The organism is Mycoplasmopsis californica, from assembly GCF_000695835.1.
GTDB lineage: Bacteria > Bacillota_I > Bacilli_A > Mycoplasmatales > Metamycoplasmataceae > Mycoplasmopsis > Mycoplasmopsis californica.
In genome coordinates this window covers 160710-183189 of record NZ_CP007521.1, presented here as the reverse complement: position 1 = coordinate 183189, position 22480 = coordinate 160710, and the positions used below count along the sequence as shown (strand labels likewise).

General features: G+C 28.8%; 23 protein-coding genes. 11 read left to right on the top strand and 12 right to left on the bottom strand.

Features of this window, described 5'->3' with window-relative positions:
• The first annotated feature begins 230 nt into the window (after positions 1-230).
• Positions 231-3215 (top strand): AAA family ATPase, encoded by a 2985-nt coding sequence (locus MCFN_RS00810; protein WP_038561248.1) that lies wholly within the window; start codon positions 231-233, stop codon positions 3213-3215.
• A gap of 30 nt (positions 3216-3245) precedes the next feature.
• Here MCFN_RS00810 and MCFN_RS00805 read toward each other — a convergent pair whose 3' ends face one another.
• From MCFN_RS00805 to MCFN_RS00780, 6 genes are all read right to left on the bottom strand, one after another.
• On the bottom strand, positions 3246-4424 hold the full coding sequence (locus MCFN_RS00805; protein ID WP_038561245.1) for a YitT family protein: 1179 nt from the start codon (positions 4422-4424) through the stop codon (positions 3246-3248).
• 113 nt (positions 4425-4537) lie between these two features.
• The gene (locus tag MCFN_RS00800) at positions 4538-5269 is read right to left on the bottom strand and encodes a DNA-processing protein DprA (protein WP_038561242.1); all 732 of its coding nucleotides are present in this window, start codon (positions 5267-5269) and stop codon (positions 4538-4540) included.
• Between the two features lie 117 nt (positions 5270-5386).
• On the bottom strand, positions 5387-5662 hold the full coding sequence (gene rpmA, locus MCFN_RS00795; protein ID WP_038561239.1) for a 50S ribosomal protein L27: 276 nt from the start codon (positions 5660-5662) through the stop codon (positions 5387-5389).
• A 3-nt stretch (positions 5663-5665) separates the two neighbouring features.
• A complete protein-coding gene (rplU, locus tag MCFN_RS00790) occupies positions 5666-5965 on the bottom strand; it encodes a 50S ribosomal protein L21 (RefSeq protein WP_038561236.1) in 300 nt (99 codons plus the stop codon).
• A 132-nt stretch (positions 5966-6097) separates the two neighbouring features.
• Positions 6098-6355: a hypothetical protein gene (locus tag MCFN_RS00785; protein WP_038561233.1), complete on the bottom strand. Its 258-nt coding sequence runs from the start codon at positions 6353-6355 to the stop codon at positions 6098-6100.
• Between the two features lie 108 nt (positions 6356-6463).
• Positions 6464-6886 (bottom strand): large conductance mechanosensitive channel protein MscL, encoded by a 423-nt coding sequence (locus MCFN_RS00780; protein ID WP_038562429.1) that lies wholly within the window; start codon positions 6884-6886, stop codon positions 6464-6466.
• A gap of 794 nt (positions 6887-7680) precedes the next feature.
• On the opposite strand from MCFN_RS00780, the gene MCFN_RS00775 reads away from it, so the two are divergent.
• From MCFN_RS00775 to MCFN_RS00760, 5 genes are read left to right on the top strand one after another with little or no spacing between them, the layout of a single operon-like run.
• Positions 7681-10800 carry a type I restriction endonuclease gene (locus tag MCFN_RS00775; RefSeq protein ID WP_038561231.1) on the top strand — a complete coding sequence of 1040 codons (3120 nt, stop codon included), beginning with the start codon at positions 7681-7683 and terminating at the stop codon, positions 10798-10800.
• 23 nt (positions 10801-10823) lie between these two features.
• Positions 10824-12461, top strand: a complete 1638-nt coding sequence (locus MCFN_RS00770; RefSeq protein WP_038561228.1) for an N-6 DNA methylase — start codon at positions 10824-10826, stop codon at positions 12459-12461.
• A 51-nt stretch (positions 12462-12512) separates the two neighbouring features.
• Positions 12513-12647, top strand: a complete 135-nt coding sequence (locus MCFN_RS03685) for a hypothetical protein (protein ID WP_268745196.1) — start codon at positions 12513-12515, stop codon at positions 12645-12647.
• Positions 12647-13282: an ATP-binding protein gene (locus MCFN_RS00765; RefSeq protein ID WP_051604540.1), complete on the top strand. Its 636-nt coding sequence runs from the start codon at positions 12647-12649 to the stop codon at positions 13280-13282. Before MCFN_RS03685 ends, MCFN_RS00765 begins: the two co-directional genes overlap by 1 nt.
• A gap of 55 nt (positions 13283-13337) precedes the next feature.
• Entirely contained in the window at positions 13338-13829 is a 492-nt protein-coding gene (locus tag MCFN_RS00760; RefSeq protein WP_038561226.1) for a restriction endonuclease subunit S domain-containing protein, read from the top strand.
• On the opposite strand, the gene MCFN_RS03635 is transcribed toward MCFN_RS00760, so the two are convergent.
• The 6 genes from MCFN_RS03635 to MCFN_RS03625 all read right to left on the bottom strand — a co-directional run bounded on the left by MCFN_RS03635 (position 13826) and on the right by MCFN_RS03625 (position 18737).
• Positions 13826-15076 carry a restriction endonuclease subunit S gene (locus MCFN_RS03635; RefSeq protein WP_038561223.1) on the bottom strand — a complete coding sequence of 417 codons (1251 nt, stop codon included), beginning with the start codon at positions 15074-15076 and terminating at the stop codon, positions 13826-13828. The two genes, MCFN_RS00760 and MCFN_RS03635, sit on opposite strands and share 4 nt — an antisense overlap.
• 11 nt (positions 15077-15087) lie before the next feature.
• Positions 15088-16068 (bottom strand): site-specific tyrosine recombinase/integron integrase, encoded by a 981-nt coding sequence (xerA, locus tag MCFN_RS00750; protein ID WP_038561220.1) that lies wholly within the window; start codon positions 16066-16068, stop codon positions 15088-15090.
• 76 nt (positions 16069-16144) lie between these two features.
• On the bottom strand, positions 16145-16705 hold the full coding sequence (locus tag MCFN_RS00745) for a restriction endonuclease subunit S (protein WP_038561217.1): 561 nt from the start codon (positions 16703-16705) through the stop codon (positions 16145-16147).
• A 239-nt stretch (positions 16706-16944) separates the two neighbouring features.
• On the bottom strand, positions 16945-17586 hold the full coding sequence (locus MCFN_RS03720; RefSeq protein WP_038561213.1) for a hypothetical protein: 642 nt from the start codon (positions 17584-17586) through the stop codon (positions 16945-16947).
• Positions 17587-17886: 300 nt separating this feature from the next.
• Entirely contained in the window at positions 17887-18276 is a 390-nt protein-coding gene (locus MCFN_RS00735; protein ID WP_038561209.1) for a hypothetical protein, read from the bottom strand.
• Positions 18277-18386: 110 nt separating this feature from the next.
• On the bottom strand, positions 18387-18737 hold the full coding sequence (locus MCFN_RS03625; protein WP_038561206.1) for a putative DNA binding domain-containing protein: 351 nt from the start codon (positions 18735-18737) through the stop codon (positions 18387-18389).
• Between the two features lie 37 nt (positions 18738-18774).
• On the opposite strand from MCFN_RS03625, the gene MCFN_RS03620 reads away from it, so the two are divergent.
• The 5 genes from MCFN_RS03620 to MCFN_RS00705 all read left to right on the top strand — a co-directional run bounded on the left by MCFN_RS03620 (position 18775) and on the right by MCFN_RS00705 (position 22317).
• A complete protein-coding gene (locus tag MCFN_RS03620) occupies positions 18775-19089 on the top strand; it encodes a hypothetical protein (protein WP_038561204.1) in 315 nt (104 codons plus the stop codon).
• A 56-nt stretch (positions 19090-19145) separates the two neighbouring features.
• Positions 19146-19454, top strand: a complete 309-nt coding sequence (locus tag MCFN_RS00720; protein ID WP_038561201.1) for a hypothetical protein — start codon at positions 19146-19148, stop codon at positions 19452-19454.
• A gap of 423 nt (positions 19455-19877) precedes the next feature.
• Positions 19878-21224, top strand: a complete 1347-nt coding sequence (locus MCFN_RS00715; protein ID WP_038561198.1) for a hypothetical protein — start codon at positions 19878-19880, stop codon at positions 21222-21224.
• A gap of 15 nt (positions 21225-21239) precedes the next feature.
• The gene (locus MCFN_RS00710; protein ID WP_144238969.1) at positions 21240-22049 is read left to right on the top strand and encodes an MAG0920 family protein; all 810 of its coding nucleotides are present in this window, start codon (positions 21240-21242) and stop codon (positions 22047-22049) included.
• 58 nt (positions 22050-22107) lie between these two features.
• Positions 22108-22317: a hypothetical protein gene (locus tag MCFN_RS00705; RefSeq protein WP_038561193.1), complete on the top strand. Its 210-nt coding sequence runs from the start codon at positions 22108-22110 to the stop codon at positions 22315-22317.
• The last annotated feature ends 163 nt before the right edge of the window (positions 22318-22480 follow it).

Here is a 22480-nt window from a genome sequence, read left to right as displayed (position 1 = left end):
TTTTTTCTTATAAAAATACATATTTGAGTTTGTCTGCTCTCAAGGTAAAAAGTTAAAAATTAAAAAATGTTGTTTTAAGTATCTATTAACAGCAAAAACTCATTTTTTAGTTTTTAAATATAAATGTAAATATTTAAATGAATCACAGGCACAACATAAATATAAAATATTAAAATAATATTTAAATCAAAATATATAATTTAAATTATGTATGTATTCAAGGAGGAGCGATGAAATTAATTAAGGTTGAAGCACACGGATTCAAATCATTCGCCGACCCAGTTGCACTAAGTTTTGACGGTGGAGTTGCTGGTATAGTTGGGCCTAATGGTTCTGGTAAATCAAATATCAATGACGCCATTAGATGAGTTTTGGGTGAAAGAAGCGCTAAGGAACTTCGTGGCGATAAAATGGACGATGTTATCTTCCAAGGTTCTCAAACCATGAAAGCTATGAATCGAGCTGAGGTTACCTTAACCTTTGACAATAAAAATGGTAACAATTCAATTCCACACGAAATATTTACAATTTCACGTGTGTTAGAACGTGGTGCTGGTGGCAACAAATACTATTTAAACGGTGAAGAATGTCGCCAAAAAGATATTTTAGAAATAGCAATGGAGTCAGGAATTGGTAAATCAAGTTTAGCTATTATTTCACAAGGTACAGTTTCTGATATAGCTCAATCTACACCTGAGCAAAGAAAAGCTATTTTCGAAGAAGCGGCTGGGGTTTCAAAATATAAATTCAAGAAAAAAGAAGCAATCAGCAAACTAGCTAAAACTCAGGAAGGTCTAGAAAAAATTGAAATAACAATTAAAGAAATCGATAGAAAACTTGGACCACTTCGTAAACAAGCTGAAAAAGCAACAATTTATATTCAAAAAGCCGAAGAATTAAAACAAGTTGAAATTGGGCTTTTAGTTGATAATATTAAAACCTTTGGCGAAAAATATGAAGCATTAAGCGCTGAATTAGAGGGTGTTGAAGAAACAAAAGCAGCGATCGAACAAAGAATAGCTATTACTAAAACTAAAATTTCACAAAGTACTTTATTCAAATCGGAAGCCGAAGCTAAAATCGAGAAACTTCAAGTTGAATTGAATGAATTACAAAAACGTTTAGACAATATTCAAAATGTTTTAAATCAAGAAAGTGCCCGTGAGCAATTAATTGCCCAAGGAGATATTGAAGCTTCACCAACACAAAGAATTGAAGCTTATCAAAAATTAGCTAAAGCACAGGCTAAAGAATTAAATATTGTTAATAATTCTATTATAGTTTTAAAACAACGAATTCAAGAAGTAAGCAACTCAATCACAAATTCAGAAAGTAAAATTAATGAACTTCAAATCAAAGAACAAAACACAGCCACGCAATTGACAAAAGTTCAAACAACAATCACTATTCTAAATGACCATAAAGAAAGTGGAACATTGATTTTTGATGGTACTAAAACTATTGCGAACAACCGCGCCTTTTTTGGAAAACCTTTAAAAGGGACTGTGGCTGAATTAATTAAGGTTGAGCCAGAATATTTACGTGCAATTGACACGGTTTTAGCAAGTGCCGCTCAACACTGAATTGTTGATAAACCAGAAACCGCCGTTAAGGCAGTAAACTTTTTAAAATCAAACAATGGAGGACGGGCAACCTTTATCCCGCTTTCTACAATTCAACCTAAATCAGTTCGTGATGACCATTTATTGGGTATTCAAGGTCATCCTGGATTCATTGCTGTCGCCTCAGATTTAGTAAGCTGTGAACACCAATATGATGTAGTGAAAAAATTCTTATTAGGGAATATTATTGTTGCTTCCGATATTGATCAAGCTAACAAAATTTCACACATTTTAGATCGGCGTTATATGATTGTAACCTTGGATGGCGATACTATCCGCCCTGGCGGTGTCATCGTTGGTGGTGTAAAAGAAAAAAAAGAAAGCTTAATTGGATTTGATGACAAAATCAAGAGATTAAAAGAATTGCTACCCGGTATTCAATCTCAACTACAATTTGCTCAAAGTCAGTTAATTGAAGCACGTAATATTCGTAAACAACACTACGCAATCTTAGAAGAATTAAAAACTACATTGCAGGTTGAAGCCAATAAACGCAACGCAATTCAAGCAAAAATCGATGAATTTAACATAAAACTACAAAATCTAAATGCTGAAGTAGTTAAACTTGATAGCGATGAGGCTAAACAAGACAAAAACTCAAAAACTAATGATTTACAATCATTGCAAATCCGCAAAACCGAAATCGAAACAGAATTAAGCGCTTTATTAAAACAAACTAAAGTTATAAACGCTGAGCTAACTAATCTTAATTTAGCAAAAGATGATGATATTAGCTCAATGAATAATTTATCACACTCATATGCACAAAAACTTTCAGACAAAACTAAATCAGAATTAATTGTTTCTCAATCGAGAGAGCGTCTTGCTACGCAATATAAATTAACTTTTGAGTCTGCTGTTTTAGAACATAAATTAAACATGCCACACGAGGTTGCACAAGAAATTGTTCGTGACCTTCGCGAAGAAATTGATAAACTAGGTAATGTTAACCTTGAGTCATTGGAAGCTTTAAAAGAAGAAGAAGAACGTTTCAATAAATATGACAATGGATTTAAAGAATTATCACAAGCTAAAGCTACACTTGAAAAAGCTATTGCTGACATTGATAAAGTCATAGTTACTCGTCTAACCAATATTGTAAATGACGTTAATACTCCATTTAACGAAGTATTTGGGACAATGATGGGAGGCGGTAAGGCAGAATTATATTGAAGTAATCCTGATGACATCCTTGAATCCGGAATTGAAATTAAAGCTCAACCCCCAGGTAAAAACATTGCTAATCTTAAACTGTTTTCAGGTGGTGAAAAATCGCTAATTGCCATTTCCTTATTGTTTGCTATCTTAAAAGCTCGACCATTGCCTCTATGTATTCTTGATGAGGTTGAGGCCGCTCTTGATGAAGCTAATGTTGTTCGTTACGCTGAATATTTACAAGAACTAAAAGCTAAAACACAATTTTTAGTTATCACTCACCGCCACGGAACAATGTCCAGAGTTGATGCATTATTCGGTGCAACTATGCAAAATCGTGGTGTAACAACATTCTTTAGCTTGGAATTAGCAGAAGCTAAAAAAATGGTTAAAGACGAACAAAAAGAAATCGACTTCGATTCACAACCTGCTGAATAAAAATATGTAGCCACCAAAGCTACATATTTTTTAATCTTCATCAACGTAACGCGTATCAAAATGCCCGATTGTTAATTTGACAGGTTTTATCGATATTCAAACACGGGGATGTAGGTTTCGTAGGTCTTTAATTATATTTTTACATTCTAAAACTAGTAGTGTTGTGGTTAATTTATACACTTTTTTACCTGTGTACCCACTTGTATGTTCTTGAATTGAGTAAGCGTGTCAGTAATGAATATCTCTAAAATACTGCAAGACAATATCGAAGTTTTCGGCACAAGCAATTTCCATTGTCACCTTTTTGTATTTTGGATACAACAGAGACACAAGACCATTCACAACACCTATATACACAAATGAGGTTACTTCACGCATTCCAAAAAATACATGTTCATTCGTTGTCTGAAAGTATTGAATATTTTTACCTTCTGCAACATCATTAATAACTTTTACTGAGTTCGCGTGTGGCTTCATAAAAGCAAATATTAATAAGAAAACAATTGAAGTAAAAATAGCAATCGTTGATAACACCACACCAATACTTTTTTTACGTCTAGTCGAAAAGTAAAAGCCAATTATATCAGTACCGCCCGTTGAACCACCAAATTTCCACGCGACAGCTATCGATGCTCCGACAAATACAGAACCAATTAGGCCATTTGCCAATATCGGCCAAGTAACTGGATTTTCATATAAGTTGCCATTAATAGTAATTTCACGTTCCCACCCTGGAGCAATATTAAAGTATTTTTCAAATCATCCCGCAGCAGATGCTCCTTTTACAAATTCAAAAGTTAAGAAAAATTGAATAATAATTTGAAAAATCATAAACTCAAGGGTATGCAGTGAAAACGATCGCTTAATACGCCATCCAAATATCGCAAACAACGGAATATTGAATGCCAAATACATTAATGCAAAATATGGTGCTGTTTCTTTATGAACTAATGAAATTAACATCGGTATCCCAGAAAGACCAGAAGGAATAGTTTCTGATTTTCGTAAAAATACAACTAACCCAAAGTTAAACAAAAATGCAGCTAAAAACATATAAAATGTTTTAATAAAATAACGCTGTGCCTTAAATCCTTTAAATTCTTTATTGTTGTTTTTATGACGTTTATAACCGTGTGCACCCATTTTATAATCTTTAATATCTTTAGATATTTGGGTATTGCTATCAGCATTGCTTGCGTGTGTGTTCATAAGTATAATTATAGTTTAATATTATAAAATTTTTATATTTAATTTTATACAGTTATAAACTGAAAATTTACTGAAAAACACTGAATTTTGACATATTTTATCAATATGACAATCTAATAACCTATTACATCAGCAACATGCGTTATTAGATTTGCGCCATTTTTAAGTAAAAAATTGTTGCCATCTTCTAGGTCTAAACTCGGGTAACAATAAACCTCCTTGTTCATATCTGCAAAAGCATTTGCCAAATGAATAATGCCACTAGCTTGCTTAGCTCCATAAATAACTAAGTTTGAACTAAGAGCGGAAATTATTACATTTCGCTCCTTAAAACGAGCAATTTTGGGGTTAACCTCCGGCGGATACTGACTAATATATAGCTCATTTTCTAGCGGAGCATTTTTTGGTAGATAATTATGGCCACTTGCCAAAACATGTACAATTCCTTTATTTTTATCTCTAAACTGTTGAGTAATTTTGCGATCAAAACTAGTAAAATCGGAAGTAATTAAGCTAAACTGATTAATAAAGCTTTCTATAGACCCATTAAAATATTTTTCAGTGTGAATATTACTTACATCTCCTGTTAAAGTAACCAAATCCTTGTTTACTAAGCTTAGATCCCCCTTGTAATAAAGTACATACGGGGCATACTTGATATTTTTTAGCAATGTTGGATACTCTGAATCAAAAACCGTAACATACTTAATTCCTTCCTTTTCCAAATTGTTTAATACATATCTAATATGTGCTTCGCCCACTTTTCGTTTTTTAACTAAATCCTTAAATATTTCATAATTATTGCCCTTATTGGCATAAGAAAAATAAACTAATAATTCATTCATTTTTTCCTCCATTTTAATATATTGTTTTATGCGTTCTTTTCGAGAAAAAAAGAAAAAAATTAGATTTTTTACTGAAAAATGCAATAAAAAAACCGGTCTTAATGACCGATTTAATTATTAGTTGTTTTTTGGAGTAACAACTCTTGTTTCATATACAGAGGCGAATGTACGATTTCTACGTCTCTCAAATTTTACATATCCTGTAATTAAAGCGTAAATAGTGTCATCTTTTCCAATTCCTGCATTGGTACCTGGATAAATTTTTGTTCCTCTTTGACGGAAAATAATTGAACCAGCTGTACAGAATTGACCATCACCTAGTTTAATCCCTAATCTTTGGCCGCGACTATCACGACCGTTCTTAGTAGAACCACCAGCTTTTGTTTTTGCCATTTTCTATCCTACGATCTTTTTAACTTCAACACGTGTGTAAGGTTGACGGTGTCCAAGTTTTCTTTTGTGAGTTGATTTAGCATTGTGACGGTATACGATGATTTTTTTACTTTTGCCTTGTTTTTGGATTACGCCTTCAACATAAGCTTTTTCAAGATATGGTTTACCAATTTTTTCACCAACTAGTAAAACCTTGTCAAATTTAACTGTTGAGCCTTCTTGACCTTCAATTTTTTCAATGAAAATTGTTTGGCCTTCTTTGACTAAAATTTGTTTGCCTCCAGTTTCAATAATAGCGAACATGTCTATTAATCTCCTGAATTTTGTGGCTCATCTTTGGGGTGGCTTAATGCACTTAAGAACCCTTTTAGAATGGTTACAAAAAAGTAACAGTTAAATTATAATCTAGAAAGATTTTTTGCAAAATATTTTATATTAATAAGTTACATAAACTGTTTTATATTGCACTGTGGGCTCTACTTTTGACGTTTTTTCGTCCGTGTTATTTCATTTAATTCCATTTGTTCCTGTTTTAGCTTCACCGGATTTTGACGTAAACATACGCACTATGTTCGCAATCACACTAACACCACTTATTACCAGTGGAGCAACAGCAGTTACTAAACTTAATACTGAGCCACCGTAAATTTGCGATTGCTCCTTAAGCGATACTTTTTCAAAGTTATATTTCATTTTATACCTCCTACATATAGTTGTCTTTTTTTGACTTAACTTAGAACAAAAAAAGAATTTTTTAGCATTTTTGACTGAAAAATGCAAGAAAAAAACAGCTAGTGCTGTTTATTCTTGTTCTTTTTGTTCTTTAATTGTCTCATTAAGTTTTTGAAGTTCTAATAAAATCAATTCCTGTGTTGTTGGTTCAGGGACAACCTCTTCTTCCTCTTTTTTTAATTTTAACAATTTCTTAAAATCAACCTTAGCCTTAATTAAAAATACGACCATCAATAATACATAGATAATGAACGAAACAATAATGAAGGCGATTAATGCCGATAAGAATTTACCTATTAAAACTGAACCTCATTTTCATTGTTCTACATCTTTAACTCTGGCTAATTGAGCGATTGGCGGCATGATTACATCATTTGCCAATGATTTTACAACTTCATTGAAAGCAGCTCCTAATAAAAGACCTATTGCAAGCATTAACATGTTGCTTCTTTTTACCACTGCTCATGCATCTTTACTAGCTTTTCTAAACATATTTAAATTATAGCACATTGGAATTTGCTTATGTTTATGAGCTTTTTAAAACATAGCCGCCTCATCAATAGCTATGTTTTAAAAAAATTAGTTAGTTAGTTATTTTTAAAAATTAAAAGCTCATTTTAAAAATTTTGAGGAATTTGCATCTAATTTATTTATATTTATTGACCACGGAGTCTCAAGTAGAAATGTGTCATCAAGTAAATTGTTAACTTGCTTAAAAAATTTATAAAAATCGCGTCCTCTTTTTTCATCGAGAGCAGATCATGAGGAATAAGGGCAAACATCAATTTTTTTCAATATGTCAGTGTTTTTACTGAAAATACAGGATATTTATTGGATAAATACACTCCAAAATCTTTTGTTAAGAGGTCTAAATCGATAGTATATTTCCTTGTATTTGTATTAGGCCTAAAATTGCCTATATCTTGCATTTCTTTTTGTCAATTGATAAATTCCATGAAACTATATAATGGTGACTTGTGAAAAAATATAATATATTCGTCATAATATTTCTATTCCTAATCCAAGTGATATTTCTCAATTATTATTTGTCAATTTTATATGTATCCTCTAAATCTAAACCATGACAAAAAAAGTTAACACTGATGTGTTTGCTTTTTGTCCGAGTTTAAGGAAGAGGGTTAACATCAAAATTATTAGTTTTTTGTTTGGTTTAAAGAAATTATCTAATAAAACTTGTTCTAATTTTAAAAATATCACCATTAAAATCAACTATATTAAAATCTAATTTATAATTCATATATAAATTATTAAGGATAATATAAATTATGGCTGAATTTAATGAAAAAACAAGAGTACAAATACCTGCATTAGTGCATTTGTTAAGACTTGGATATAAATATCTTGGAAGAAATTCTGATAGTACAAAATCATTTAAATATGATGCTACTACCAATATTGCTGTCGATATTTTTAAAGAAAAATTTTTTCAATTAAATCCAAGTTTTAAAGGTGATTTTAATGAGGTATTACGCGAAATAAATCATGACCTAAACAATGATGATTTAGGAATGAGTTTTTATAATCGCTTAATCTCACATAATCAAAAATTAATAGATTTTGAAAATATTAATAACAACTCTTTTCATTTCACTGGAGAATTTCCTTACCGAAACGAAGGCGAAGAATTTAGACCTGATATAACTTTATTTATTAATGGCTTACCTTTGGTTTTTATTGAGGTTAAAACACCTAATAATCCTGGAGGCATCGTTGCTGAAGCTGAAAGGATGAATAACAAAAGATTACCAAATCCTAAATTTAGAAGATATATAAACATTACCCAATTAATGATTTTTTCCAATAATATGGAATACGATAATGTTGACGGCATTGCACCAGTTGAGGGTGCGTTTTACAGCACTGCGGCAAAACAAAAAGCGTTTTTCAATTGCTTTAGAGAAGATTCAGATAAGTTTATCACTAGCTATCCTTACAAGCCTATAGATATGGGCATAGAAAAACAAATCATTGGTGATTTTAATGCTCATACATTACCTTCGACCCCAGAATACAAAACAAATTTAGATTTCAATACCCCTACAAATAGAATTATCACATCTTTATGTTCTTGAGAAAGATTGCTTTTTATCATTAAATACGGGGTTGCCTATTTAAATTATAATAAGGAAATAGATGGTAATATCAAGCAATTTAACTTAAAACACATAATGCGTTATCAACAATTGCTAGCTACATTAGCGGTTGGCAATACCCTTAAAGAAGGTAAAAAGTCAGGAATTATTTGACACACTCAAGGGAGTGGAAAAACTGCATTATCATATTATTTAATAAAATATTTGACTGACTATTTTTCTTCTCAAAACAAAGTTGCTAAATTTTACTTTATTGTCGACAGATTGGATTTACTAGAACAAGCTAAACAGGAATTTGAATATCGTGGTTTGTCTGTTAAAACACCTAATAATAAACAAGAATTAATGACACAATTTCAAACAACCCATGCTACTGAAGGCAATGATGGAAAAATGGAAATCACTGTAGTTAATATCCAACGATTTGATGAAAAAGATAAGATCAATATTGCTGATTACTCAGTAAATTTACAAAGAATTTTTATAATAGATGAAGCACACAGAAGTTATAAAAAGGGCGGTAGTTTTTTAGCAAATTTATTTAATGCTGATACTAACTCAATTAAAATTGCGCTAACTGGTACACCGCTTTTAAGAAAAGATAAAGAATCATGATCTATATTTGGTAATTATATTCATACATATTATTATGATAAATCTATAAAAGATGGCTATACGCTAAAAATTATCAGAGAGGATGTTGAAACTTCATGTAAATTAAAACTAGAAGAAATTCATGACAGCCTACAACAGTTAGCGCAAAAAAACGATGTAAAAATGTCTAATATTATTGAGCACGATTCATATGTTGAGGAACTTACAAAATTCATAATCAAAGATTTTAAACAATTTCAAAATTCTCGTGAGAGTAATTCATTAGGAGGCATGGTTATTTGTGAAACAAGCAACCAAGCGAAAAAAATATATAAATTTTTCAACAAGATCCAAAGCAATATGGACGATAACGAGTTTGAAAAAACCAATTTAAAAGCCGCTCTAATTTTACACGACACTGAAGATAAGGCAACCAGAATGAAACATATCAATGACTTTAAAAAAGGTAAAAATATTGATATTTTAATTGTTTATAACATGCTTTTAACTGGTTTTGATGCACCTAGATTAAAAAAAATATATTTCGGTAGAAAATTAACTGACCACACATTATTACAAGCTATAACTCGCGTTAATAGACCATATAAAGAAAGTACATATGGTTATATTATTGATTTTGCAGATATCAAGAAAAATTTTAATGAAACAAACGAGGCTTACCTTCGCGAATTGCAAAAAATAAATGAACCAAGTGATGCAGAAACATATGATGTGTTAAATAGCATTTTTGAAGATAAAGACAAATTAATTGATAATGTAAAAAAAGCATCAAACGAATTGTTTAAATACACAATTAACAACTTGGAAATTTTTAATTCAGAAATATCTGAAATTGACGATAAAAAACATTTAATAGAGTTAAGAAATGTATTATTTAGTGCAAGAGATTCATTTAATTTAGTTAGAACTTGAGGTGATGTAGATTTGAAGGAAAAATTTAACGAAATCAAAATTGAAAATCTCCCAATTTTGATTAATCTACTTACAAAGAGAATAAATATAGTAAACCAAAAACTTGCATTAAAAGATAATGAATCATTTAAATCATCTATAAACGAAATTATGAATAATATTGAATTCATATTTAAAAAAACTTCGCTTAATGATGAATTAAAAATTGTTTCTACAGATATATTAAATGAAAAATGGGTTCAAATATCAAGAGAATTTGAAGCGAATATCGATACAAAAGATCCAGAGTACTCATCTTTAATCTCAATAATAAGAGCGAAATTTGCTCAAAGAGGTTTCAATATTCATAATATGGATGAATTCGATGAATCTTCCACATTTTTAGAAGAAACATTATCCAATATAAAAAAAATTAACAAAGATAATAACAATTTACTGGCTAAGTATGATAATGACCAAAAATTTGTTCGCATACATAAACGGATTTTGGAGTTAAATAAAAAACATGCTGATGAAAAATACGAATTAATTCTTTCAAACGACTATCGTGAAATAATGAATGTGTTAAAAATGATAAAAAACAACATAGATAATGAAATTTATAAAAAGGATTCTATTGTAAATCATCAAAGTTACTTTAAAAGAACAATTAGTAGCACAATATATAACATTTTTGAAGAAAAGAAAATTGAAATGAATAATGAAAATATTGAATTCATTATTCATAATGTTGAAGAGGAATACACTAGTCAAATCAAACAATAATTTACAGAATAAGGAAATAATACATGAACTTAAAAGAAAAGACAATTAGTTTAATTGATGCATTAAAAGCAACTTGCCAGCATTATGGAATTGGAAATGATGGTAACGAGTATAAGGTAATTACCCAGGTTTTTCTTTATAAATTTATAAATGATAAATTTGGATATGAAATTAAAAAAATTAGTCCTGAATTAAATGCTGCGGACAAGTGAGATGAATTTTATGCTAATATGAGCGAAGAAAAAAGAAAATCATTACTTAATAGACTAAAACCTGAAGTTCCGCTTCTTGAGCCCCACCATTTAATTTCTGGGCTTTGAAATCAGCAAAAAAAGGGTAATTTTGCGCAAATCTTCGATTCAACAATGGAAGAAATAGCTGCTAAAAATGAAGGAATTTTCGCAACAGAAACTGTTCATCAGACAAAAATTCCTATTTTTGAAAAACTTACAATTTATGTTACTGACGATATCAAAAGGTCAGATTTTGCAAGAGCTTTAGTTGATAAATTGGTTAATTTTTCTTTTGAAGAAGCTCTTGGTGAACATTATGATTTTTTTGCAGATGTGTTTGAATATCTTCTAAAGGACTATAACACAAATGGGGGCGGAAAATACGCAGAGTATTACACTCCTCAATCAATCGCAAAAATAATGGCAAGATTGCTTATTGGTGAACAAAAAGAGTTTCATAGCATTGAAATTTATGACCCTTCTGCTGGGACAGGAGCACTTGTAATGGCATTATCGCACAGCATAGGTATTGATAGATGTACTATTTACACTCAAGATATTTCACAAAAAAGCAACAAGATGCTTAAATTTAATTTGATTTTAAATGGGTTGGTTTCATCATTACAATATGCTATTCAAGGAGATACCTTGACCTCTCCACATCACAGAAGTGATGACAAAAAATCATTAAGACAATTTGATTTTGTTGTTTCTAACCCACCTTTTAAATTAGATTTTTCAGAAACTAGAGAAAAATTAGCTACTATGCCTGAGCGTTTTTGAGGTGGCGTGCCTAAAGTTCCACCAACAAAAAAAGAAAGTATGGCAATTTATACATTATTTATTCAACATGTTATTAATTCATTAAAGAATAAAACAGGTAAAGGCGCAATCGTTATTCCAACCGGCTTTATCACATCTAAATCAGGTGTTGAAAGTAAAATTTTAAAAAGAATTGTTGATGAGAAAATAGTTTATGGTTGTGTAAGTATGCCATCTAATGTTTTTGCTAACACGGGTACTAATGTTACTGTACTATTCTTTGATAAGGCTAGAAACCATGATAAAGTAATTTTGATTGATGCCTCAAAACTTGGTGAAGATTATAAAGATGGAAAAAACAAAAAAAGAAGATTAACTGAAAAAGATATAGATTTAATTATAAATACATTTAATAACAAAGAAGCAATTGATGATTTTTCTGCTGCCGTCTCATATGATGAGATAAAAGAAAAAAACTACTCACTTTCTGCTGGTCAGTATTTTGATATTAAAATTGATTATGTTGAAATAACACAAGAAGAATTTGAAGCAAAAATGAATGAATATCAAAATGAACTTCAAAAATATTTTGAAGAGGGAGAAAAGCTTCAAAAAGAAATAATGGAGCAGCTGCGAAATTTAAAATTATCTAAAAATAATATCTAATATTATTATTATTATTATTTGTTTATCTGAGCAAATAAGGTAAGGAAGCTAATGGCAAAATTTGATATTGACATTGATTACATTAAAACAGGATTGGAAAACATTGGATACATTGGAAAAATGTTGAAGAAGGCTGAAATAATGCGAATTTTTATAAAATACTTTTCTTCAACAGTGGAGCAATAGTGACTATTTTTTGCACAAATAAGAAAGATAATTCTAAGGTTGAAGGAAAAATAACTCCTGATGAATCAACTAAATTAAAAGAAATTGTGGAAGATTTAAAGCATAAAAAAAATCACTATCACTATCACAATGAAATTAATAAAAAAATTGTCGGTTTAATTAATTTAAAAAAAGAAGACGATTTCTTTGATTATAAAAGTGAATTTTACAAAAAAGAAAAAGATGGATCGTATAGAAAAGAATTACTGCATGACATTCTATGCATGTCCAATAATATACAAAACAGAGATGCTTATTTAATATTCGGAGTTCAAGATGATGGAAAGGTAATTGGAATAAATGAAGATTTAAGGTCTAACAATATTCTAAATTTCATTAATAATATAAAATTTGCAGGAGATCACGCCCCAGAAATTGAAGTATTAAATCTGTATTATAAATATTTAAAAATAGGTGTAATAATTTGTAAAACTTCTAAGAATATTCCTTTTTTTCTATCCGAGAAATATAGGGGCATTCATCCTAATCAAATATTTACACGTGTTGGTGACACAAACACTCCTATAGATGGACATGCCAAATACGATAGTATCGAAAAACTATGAAAATTACATTTCAAACAAGAAGAAAAATAATGGTAATATGTATCATAACGATATTTATCCATAACAACTATTTTAAAGGTGAACAATGAAAAAATTAATGCATTATGCAAAGTATTCAGATGAAAAATTAAGTATTGATGGCCTTGATGTTTTTTATGTTGGAGTTGAGAATATTTTGCCAAATAAAAAGGGTATTAAACCATCCTCGTTTGTACCAAAAACCGGAAAATATACTAAATTTGAGAAATATGATATTTTACTAGGCAATATTGGTCCTTATTTAAAGAAGATTTGACTAGCAGATAAAAGTGGGTTAGCAAGTCCTGACGTTTTGGTTATAAAACCATTAGAATCTAAATTTGGCAAATATATTTATACCAACCTTTTAAATGATAGTTTTTTTCAATACGCAATGCTTGGAGTAAAAGGCTCAATATTACCTCGTTGCGATAAAAATCATATTATGAACTATTTAATACCTGATGTTCAAAATAAGGAAAAGATAGGCGATTTTATTTACTTCATTAATAAAAAAATTGAACTAAATAATAAAATAAACGATAATTTATTTGTCTAATCTTCAATAGTGGATTGCCCATTTAAAAGAAGTGGCAGAAGATAATCGCGAAGAGAAATCAATTTTTGGTTTTCCGCTAGATTTGATACTATCTTTTTTAAAGATTTATCTATTAAGGATGAAAAATTGGTTGCTACTTGTTTGCAGTAAGTGAACAAAACACTTTCAGCTTCGATAGGACTTAAGTTTTTTTGTGAAGACCCATTAGCCATTGTTTGGTATTTTTTCTGCATAATATCACTTTTAAGAAGATAATATACAAATGAACGTAATTCCTCATTAATATTTTTTACTAGGGCTACTCGCTGATTTAAAAGGCAATTAGAACTATATAATATACCAATCCTTCCAATATTTCCTGTCAATGTCATTAAAATATCATTTACTTTTAGAAAACAATGATCTGGAACATTGTGTGGAACATTATTTATATAATTATCAACTTGAAAGTTAATCCCAGTGTCTTGAATATTTTTAATGGTAAGTAACTTATACTTTCCATCTTTAACATACAGATCAGTACAAAATGAAAACCCAGATTTAAAGTTAAGGATAGCTGATAATGGGTCAATTTCTCATTTTTCAGGAATGCTACATTCTAGTTGTTTATTCCAAACCATTTCTCCACCCGACGATTTGTATGGATTTCCATTTTCATCAGGAAAGTCAAATTGAGTAAACCAATAATCATAAAGCAGTTTGGCTTGCTTCTCTAAATTATCGTTTATCATGCAATTTGTTTTTATTTTTGATTCAATATCACTCAAAAATTTTCCAATCTTCCTTTGAATTTCTATATTTGGTAAATTTATCTCAATATTTTTTACATCATTAGGCGTGATAGATGGATATGATGTTGTGCTTTGTTCTGCTATACTTTGCATTTTTTTTATCATAAAATCCTGGGTAATATAATAATAAATAAAATCAGGATCGGCAATATCATTATCTACATCTATAGTGCAAAAACCAGTAGATACTAAAATACTCGAAAAATCCAAATTTTTAAGTATACCAAAATGTTTTTGATTTGGTCTAACAGTTGAGTACAATATAGTATTTTGTTTAACCTTCCTCTTAGCCCTGCTTGGGAGTTTTTCCTTAAACATTTCAAAATACTGAAAGTTTTCTATTATATTACTTTTTAAGTTACTTGTATCAAGGTACTTAACATATGATATTATGTCTTTTTTTGACAATGAAAGTGAATTTATTTTTGCTATATCATTTAATTTAAGATTTCACATTTTTTCACCCCTTATCCTATATATTTTTGATGTGCTTTTTTCACATTACTTTGCTTTACCATTGCATATTTTAATGTTGTATCCACTTTTTCATGACCTAATAGCCTTTGAACTTGCTCGATTGGCATTCCTTTATCTATCGCAATTGTTGCTAATGTTCGTCTGAATTTATGAGGATGAACTTTTTTAATATTGAGATCTTTTCCAATTTTTCTAAGTCTTGATTCTATTCCATTTATACTAATTCTATTATATGGCAGTTTTAATGAAACAAACAAGGATTTGTTTTCATCCTCTCTTGAATCTAAATATTTTTTTAAATGAATTTTTGTTCTAGCATCAAAATATACAATTCGTTCCTTATTTCCTTTTCCTACTACTATACACTCCCGTTCCTTAAAATCAACATCTTCAATATTTAGCTTCACTAACTCCCCAACCCTCATTCCTGTAGAAGCTAAAATGTCGATCAATGCTAAATCTCGGTAATTATTGACATTATCTCTCATTATTTCAAGTTCTTCATCTGAATATGTTTCCTTAACGGTTATTGGCGCTTTAACTTTTTTAATTCTTCTAACTGGACTTTTTACGATGTAGTTTTCATCCTCTAGCCAGGAAAAGAAACTTGATAATATTCTCCTTATATTGTCAATTGTTACCTTACTTGAATTATTTTTGTATTGATAATTTGACAAATAATTTCTCAAATCATTTGTTTCAATTTCATTAATTTGTTTATTTATGGATTTAACCATTGAATCAATAGTAGAAATATAATATTTTATTGTATTGTCGGAACAACCTTCTAATGTTTTTGACCCTATAAATAATTCAACTATTTTTTCATTGGATACATCGTCATTGTTATCCGAATTATTTTCCATTAATATTAATTCTTGTTTTAGAACTTTTTTAAGTTCATGCATTTGCTTGTTATTTAAACAGTGTTGCATTTTCTGTAAAATATTATTAATATATTTATCTTTCATATAATCTCCTAAATAAAAACTGGGTTTAAAGCAGTTGAGTTTAATTATATATTCTCCTAAACGATAATTTATTTGTCTAATCTTCAATAGTGGCTTGCCCATTTAAAAGAAGTGGTAGAAGATAATCGCGAAGAGATACTAAATATTCATTTTCATTAGATTTTTTATCTTTCAAAAATAGTAATTGATTTAATATATTTAAAATACTCTTATCTCAAGGAATGAATACTGGGATGCTTTCTATATCATTTTTGGTTATGAATTTTATAATTGATCCTGTAGATCTTAATTTAAGTGCATTAATTCTTTCTACAGATGACAGATATAATAAAGCATAGTAATCTTTTTCAGGGGTTAATACATATGTCCTTTGATAGGCATTAAATTTCCCTGTATAATGTTTAACATTAAAATCACCATTACCAGCTATCAGAACAGATGAACTATTAAACTTATATTCATTACATTTTAAAGCTTCATTCGAACAAGTAAAAAACTTATATTTTCCGTTTTCATCAGAAAAATTTGCATCTTCTTTACCAGTTATAACTTGGGTAAGGTTTTTAACAGAAGCATATTCACCTTTAATTTTATTATTCATTGCCTTAGACATCATATTTTTAAAAATATAGTTCATTTGCTTCTCTAAATTATCGTTTAGTTGAAAAAAATTTATTTTGAATAGCTAAATAAATAATATTTATTAAAATGACAATTTCAGATGCATAAACCGCTAATAGATTGTGGCTTAGTTTAAATAAGAAGATATTTCAATAATATTGATTATAAAATTCAAGACATATTTCAAAACGTATATAAATTTATAATAAGACCTTAAGCTAATATGTTGTTTAGGAATTTTAAAAACCTTAAACATTACTCTATATAATTAAAATTTCCTAAATAGTAAGTTCAAGTGCAACACATGCACTTACTATTTAGGAAGGAAGTAGCTTTTTCTACTTTCTTTTCTTCATCTTCTAGTTGTAAACTATCTACTCTAAGGTCATTTTCTTTAGTGTTGTATTTAGGTTGTTCATGAGACCCACCCATTTCATCTGGTCTTTGACTTTTAATTCCTCCATTATCCCAAAGTTTTTCATCATCTCCGGTTTCATTTTCTCTGTAAACTCGTTTGCTTTCTTCTCGATTTCCAGTAAATGAGTTAGTAGTTTTTTCTCTTGATACATCTGTTGAAGCATTAACTGATGATTCTCGTTTTCTGAGTTCATCAGAAATTTCAATCTCTCCTTGGAATAAAAGCTCATCAGTGCTTTCTTGTTTAGATCTTTCATCGTTAATTCCACTATCTTCTCTAGGATTTCCTCTGTCGATTTCATTTCCTGAAATGTCTTCTCCTCTTTCATTTCTAAGTTCTTCTCTAGTGCTTGTTCGAAGTCTGTCATTTTTATTTCCTCCTAATATTTCTTTATTTATATTTCCAAATTTATCTTTTCTATATTGTGCCCCTATCAGCGTCCTTTGTCCACTGCCTTTGATTAAGAATTTCTTTTTCAACTTCTATTACTTTTTGAATAAGATTTTTATTGATATTATTCAAATATCTTCAAATGCTTACAAATGAGATGTCATCTAAGCTTTTTAAATGTTCATCTATTAATTCTATATTTGGAAGATAAGAAATATCTAATCTTTCAAAAACTGAGATAAGTAAACTTTCTTCTAAAAAATCTCTAAAATAATTTTGCTTAAAAGCTTCAATTTTTAGTTCATTAGCGATAAATGAATACGTTTCATTTACATCTTGTTTTATTACTAGCTTTAGTTTTGAAAGGCTTGTATCATTTTCATTTGTATTTATATATTCCTTTTTAAGATACGATTTAATGTATCATTTTTTAGCTCATTATTTATCTTCCAAAGATTTATTTCATTTACATTTTTATTTTTAGATACAGTTTGTGATACGTCAAAAATATATACTATCTTTTGACAATCATTAAATTGTCTTAAAGTAGGTATACCTTTTTGTCCTCTTTTCACAGTTCTGTTAAAAGCTTCTTGCCAAAAATCATACTCAGCACAAGCTGTTGCTTCTTTGTTGTAATGGGCAATACTTACTTGACTACTAAAGTCATATTTTGAGTTATTACCCATAACTTTAAGAAGCGATAAATATTCTTTTGTATCATTGATATTTTTATCTATCATTTTTCTATAAAGATATTCATAGTCATTTATTCTCATAGTTACCTCCTTGTATTGTGTTATAAAAAAGACGATAGATTTTTCTACCGTCATTTTTGCAACTTACTGCAACTTAAATTTATGACCAAAATGGTACATATTTCATATACCTAGGTGCCGTTTTTTTTATCAACAGCTTTTATTAAATTACTTTCCAACGCTTCTTTTATTATTCTTGATGCCTTATATTTATCTTTAACATCAATTCCAAATAATTCTCTTATAGAGTTATTATTGATAGGTTCTCCTTGGACATACATTAAACAAGCATACATATAACAAGTCCTTATTCTATCTTCTTTGTTTATTAAATTAAATGTAACTTTAGAATATAATGTTACCTTAGTAAATTTATCGCTTTGATTTTCTATTTTATGAGCGACCATATTATTTTTACTTGTAGCAAATAGGACTTTATCATATCCACTCCCTCGTTCTTCACAAATACCACATTTATGCATAAACCCTGCTAGATTTTCATTTCTTGAAATTGGCGCTGTGTTAATAAATCTTTCAATAAATACTACTAAAAACCTTAGTAAAAAAACATTGGAAAATGACTCTATTTTTACTAAAAAATTTATAAATAATGAGTTAAAAAAATTAGAAATTAAAAGGAAAAAAGTAGTTTTAAAAGGTGGTGGAGCAAGGTGAATGAGCCTTTTCGCTAGTGATATTAAGGTTAAATATAGCCTTGATTATTTTCATTTATTTAGAAAAATTAATGAAACATTTGGATATAAAAAGTTCAATTCAAAGAAACATAAAATGCTATATAAAAACTGATTTAGTCGGGTATATGGTGCGCGTTAGTTGATTTATTTAGTGCAATTTTTGAAAAAAATTTTAACCTAAAATATGAGGATTTTATGAAATTAAAAGCCACTTTTTTACTTGAAGCGAAAGAAAAAAATATAGAAAAATCTTTTATAAAACAATCAAGAACACTCTTTAAATACATTAATAATCACAGTAAAAATATATGAAATAACGACGGAAATTTAATCATTGAAAAAAGTTATGCTGAGCATTTTGTCTATAACTTTTTTAAGAAATTTATCAAAAAGCAAGGTTCATTATTTTCAAGAAATAGCATCAAAATGAAAGTAATTTATCATAATTTACTTAAAAATGCAGCAACATTTTTTATAGAATCAGATGAAAAAAATTTAGGATAATTTTTAGTAAATAATCGCAAAAAATAGGTATAGTGCCAATTTTGTGCCAGCATTATTGCCAAATTTTGAATATTATATATTACTACGTAATATAAAAACTTAATGTTGCCGTCTTTGTTGCCAATTTTGTGCCAAATTTTTAAAGGTTCTTATTACAAAGTAATAAGCAAGATAAACTGGTGCTACGGTTAGTGGCTTTTTGTTGCCAGTCTTATCTTGCCTTTAAAGGTGTGCGAGCGTACGTAAAGGAGAAAAAAATTTAGGCAACGCAAAAAAATTTTCCAAAAATAGCGTATAATTTTACGATATTAAATTGCTTTGCAAGCAACACACCCGAATTTTACTCATTCCAGAAAAATTTAATTTAAGAATATACTATATTAATAAACCTTTAAAAATAAGATTTTTAAATAAAGGAGTAATATGAAAAATGTATTTTCAATTTCAAAACAAATAAACACATTTGCCAGTTTAACACCCGTTTCGGTTGTGCAAGCTCAAAATGGTATTAATAGTGAAAATGATGTTAATAATAAGCAATTAACAAAACTTTTCAATAATATGATTAATGAAAATAGTGAACTTTTTGACTCACTTACAAATAAAATGAATAAGGAAAAAGCATCCACTAAACAAATAATGAACAGCATAACTGAAAGCGAAAAAGATCAATTATGCGACGCTTTAATAAATAAATATAAAAAAGCAAATTTATTAAGCGAAGAAGCCATAAAAAATATTGAGCTAAATAAAGAGGACTTTAAGAAAAATTTATTTAAGCAAATAAGAAATAAGCTGTTAGAAGAAAAAAGAAAGTCTAAAAATGAGAAAAAAGAATTAAATAAACAATTTGATAGCTACTATAAAAGAATTGTTACCGATGCAAAAAATAAATTTGCTGTAAATGATGATGGCACAGAAAATAGCAAAAACATCTTTCAAGAAATTTCTAGGTTTGAAGAATTGTTAAAAAATATAGAAGAAAAAGTTAATCCACTAGCAAAGAAAATCAAAAACCTAAGAATAGCCTCAATGGCCTTCAAAGCTGGAGCTTTTGCTGCAGGTGCTCTTGCCGCTGGTCTTTATGCATTAGCTCCTTCAACCCTTGGTGCAACATTACCATTTGCAACAGGAGCAACAGCAGCAGCTGCCACTTTTGGAGCCATTTCTACGATGTTAGATATTATCATAAATAGTTTTGAGAAAAAACAGGCATTAGTTTTAAAATTAATTAATAATTTTAAAGAGTGAAAGACAAAGCCCACATCATGAGTAATAAAAAAAGCAGTTTCATTTTCTGTAAGTATTGAGTATGCCAAATTTAAAGCATTATCATTAATTAACTATAAAATTACTGAACGCGCTATTAAGCTTAGCGCTATTAGCTCGAGGTTATCTAGTTTTGGTGTAATGATAAATATTTATGATCTGTCGGTTAGCATAAATGAATATAATAAATTCCAAGAAAGAATGGATAAGTTGAAGTTAGTAACAGAGCAAATATCAATCCAAATTGGCAATATGAAAAATATTAAATGAATAGTAGTTAATGAAACACCTATGGATAAGCCTTATTGAGAAGGGGGCGTTGGCGGTAAGAATTTGCATTTTAAAAATACTGAAACTGGTGAAATAAAATCATTAGAGGAAATGCTAAAGTATACAAATTTTGAGTTGAGCTCATGAAAAATGCTAAAGGTATATAGCAAAAAATATGGATGATATATCAAAACATTTCCTAACAAAGTCAAATTTGATAATTTGGGCTAGGAGAGAGGTATAACATTGTTTCAAGATGGTTTGCTCACAGCCTTTGGCAAATTAATTATATCCATAATCTTTTGATTGCTTTTCATATTAGCTGACCGGTTATGTTCATTGACATTTTTATGGTTCAAAAAAGTTAATAGTATCACCTATAAAAAAATATTAAAGGATAATTATTCATCATTGATGAATAACATTAATAAAAATAAACAAAGAAAAGTAAATAAAATTTGTTTCAATATATTTGACTCTAAATTAAAATTTTGAAAAAAAGAAATTATCATATGTAGTATTCTAGGTTTAGCTTCTTTTATTTTACTAATTGTCAGCATTTCAATTTTTATAGTTAATTGAAAAGAGTTGCTACAATCGAGTTTTAATGTAGATGATTTTGTTGAAACATGTCTTTATTTTTGCTTTTTACCTATTTTCACTATAACAAATAACTTAAAGACTATTTTTAAAATATATACATTTTTTAGTATTAAAAAAATCCTTATAGAATGAAAAGATAAAAACGATAAATTACCTGATGAGTTATTGATAGAAAACACACCAGATGTAGAAAATAAGGAAATGCTTGAAGTTTTTGTAAAATTTAATCTTAAATTAGAACGAACCATAGAGAATTCTAATTTTAAAACTATTGTTGAAATCTTAAAGTCATGCCAGAGTTACGAAGAATTTTGTAATGAATTTTATTTTTGTGTTGTATGCAATTATCAAAATATTTCTGTAAATGGTGTTAGATTTGAAAAAGAAAACTTTTCATGGTTATGAAAAAATAGAGAGTATATTTATGAACATTTTTTTAAAAACCAAAAATAATTTTTTAGTAAAAGTTTAGGCGAAAAATATTAAATGAATAGTCATTAATGAGACCCCTATGGGTAAACTTTATTATAAAGGTGGTATAGGTGGTAAAAATTTATATTTTAAAAATACTGAAACCGGTGAAATAAAATCATTAGAAGAAATGCTAAAATTTACAAATTTTGAATTAAGTGTTTGGAATATGATGAAGGTATACAGCAGTAAATATGACTGATATATAAAAACATTTCCTAATAAGGTGAAATTTGATAATTTAGGATAGAGAGGAAATAAAGTATGCTATTTGAAAATGGTATAAGCACAATTTTTGATAAATTATTTTTCTCCCGAGTTTCCCATTTCCAAATAATAAAAATAACGAATAAGCCCTATTTATAGCGCTTTTCGTTATGCTTGATTGTAAGTTCAAGTGCAACACAAATTAA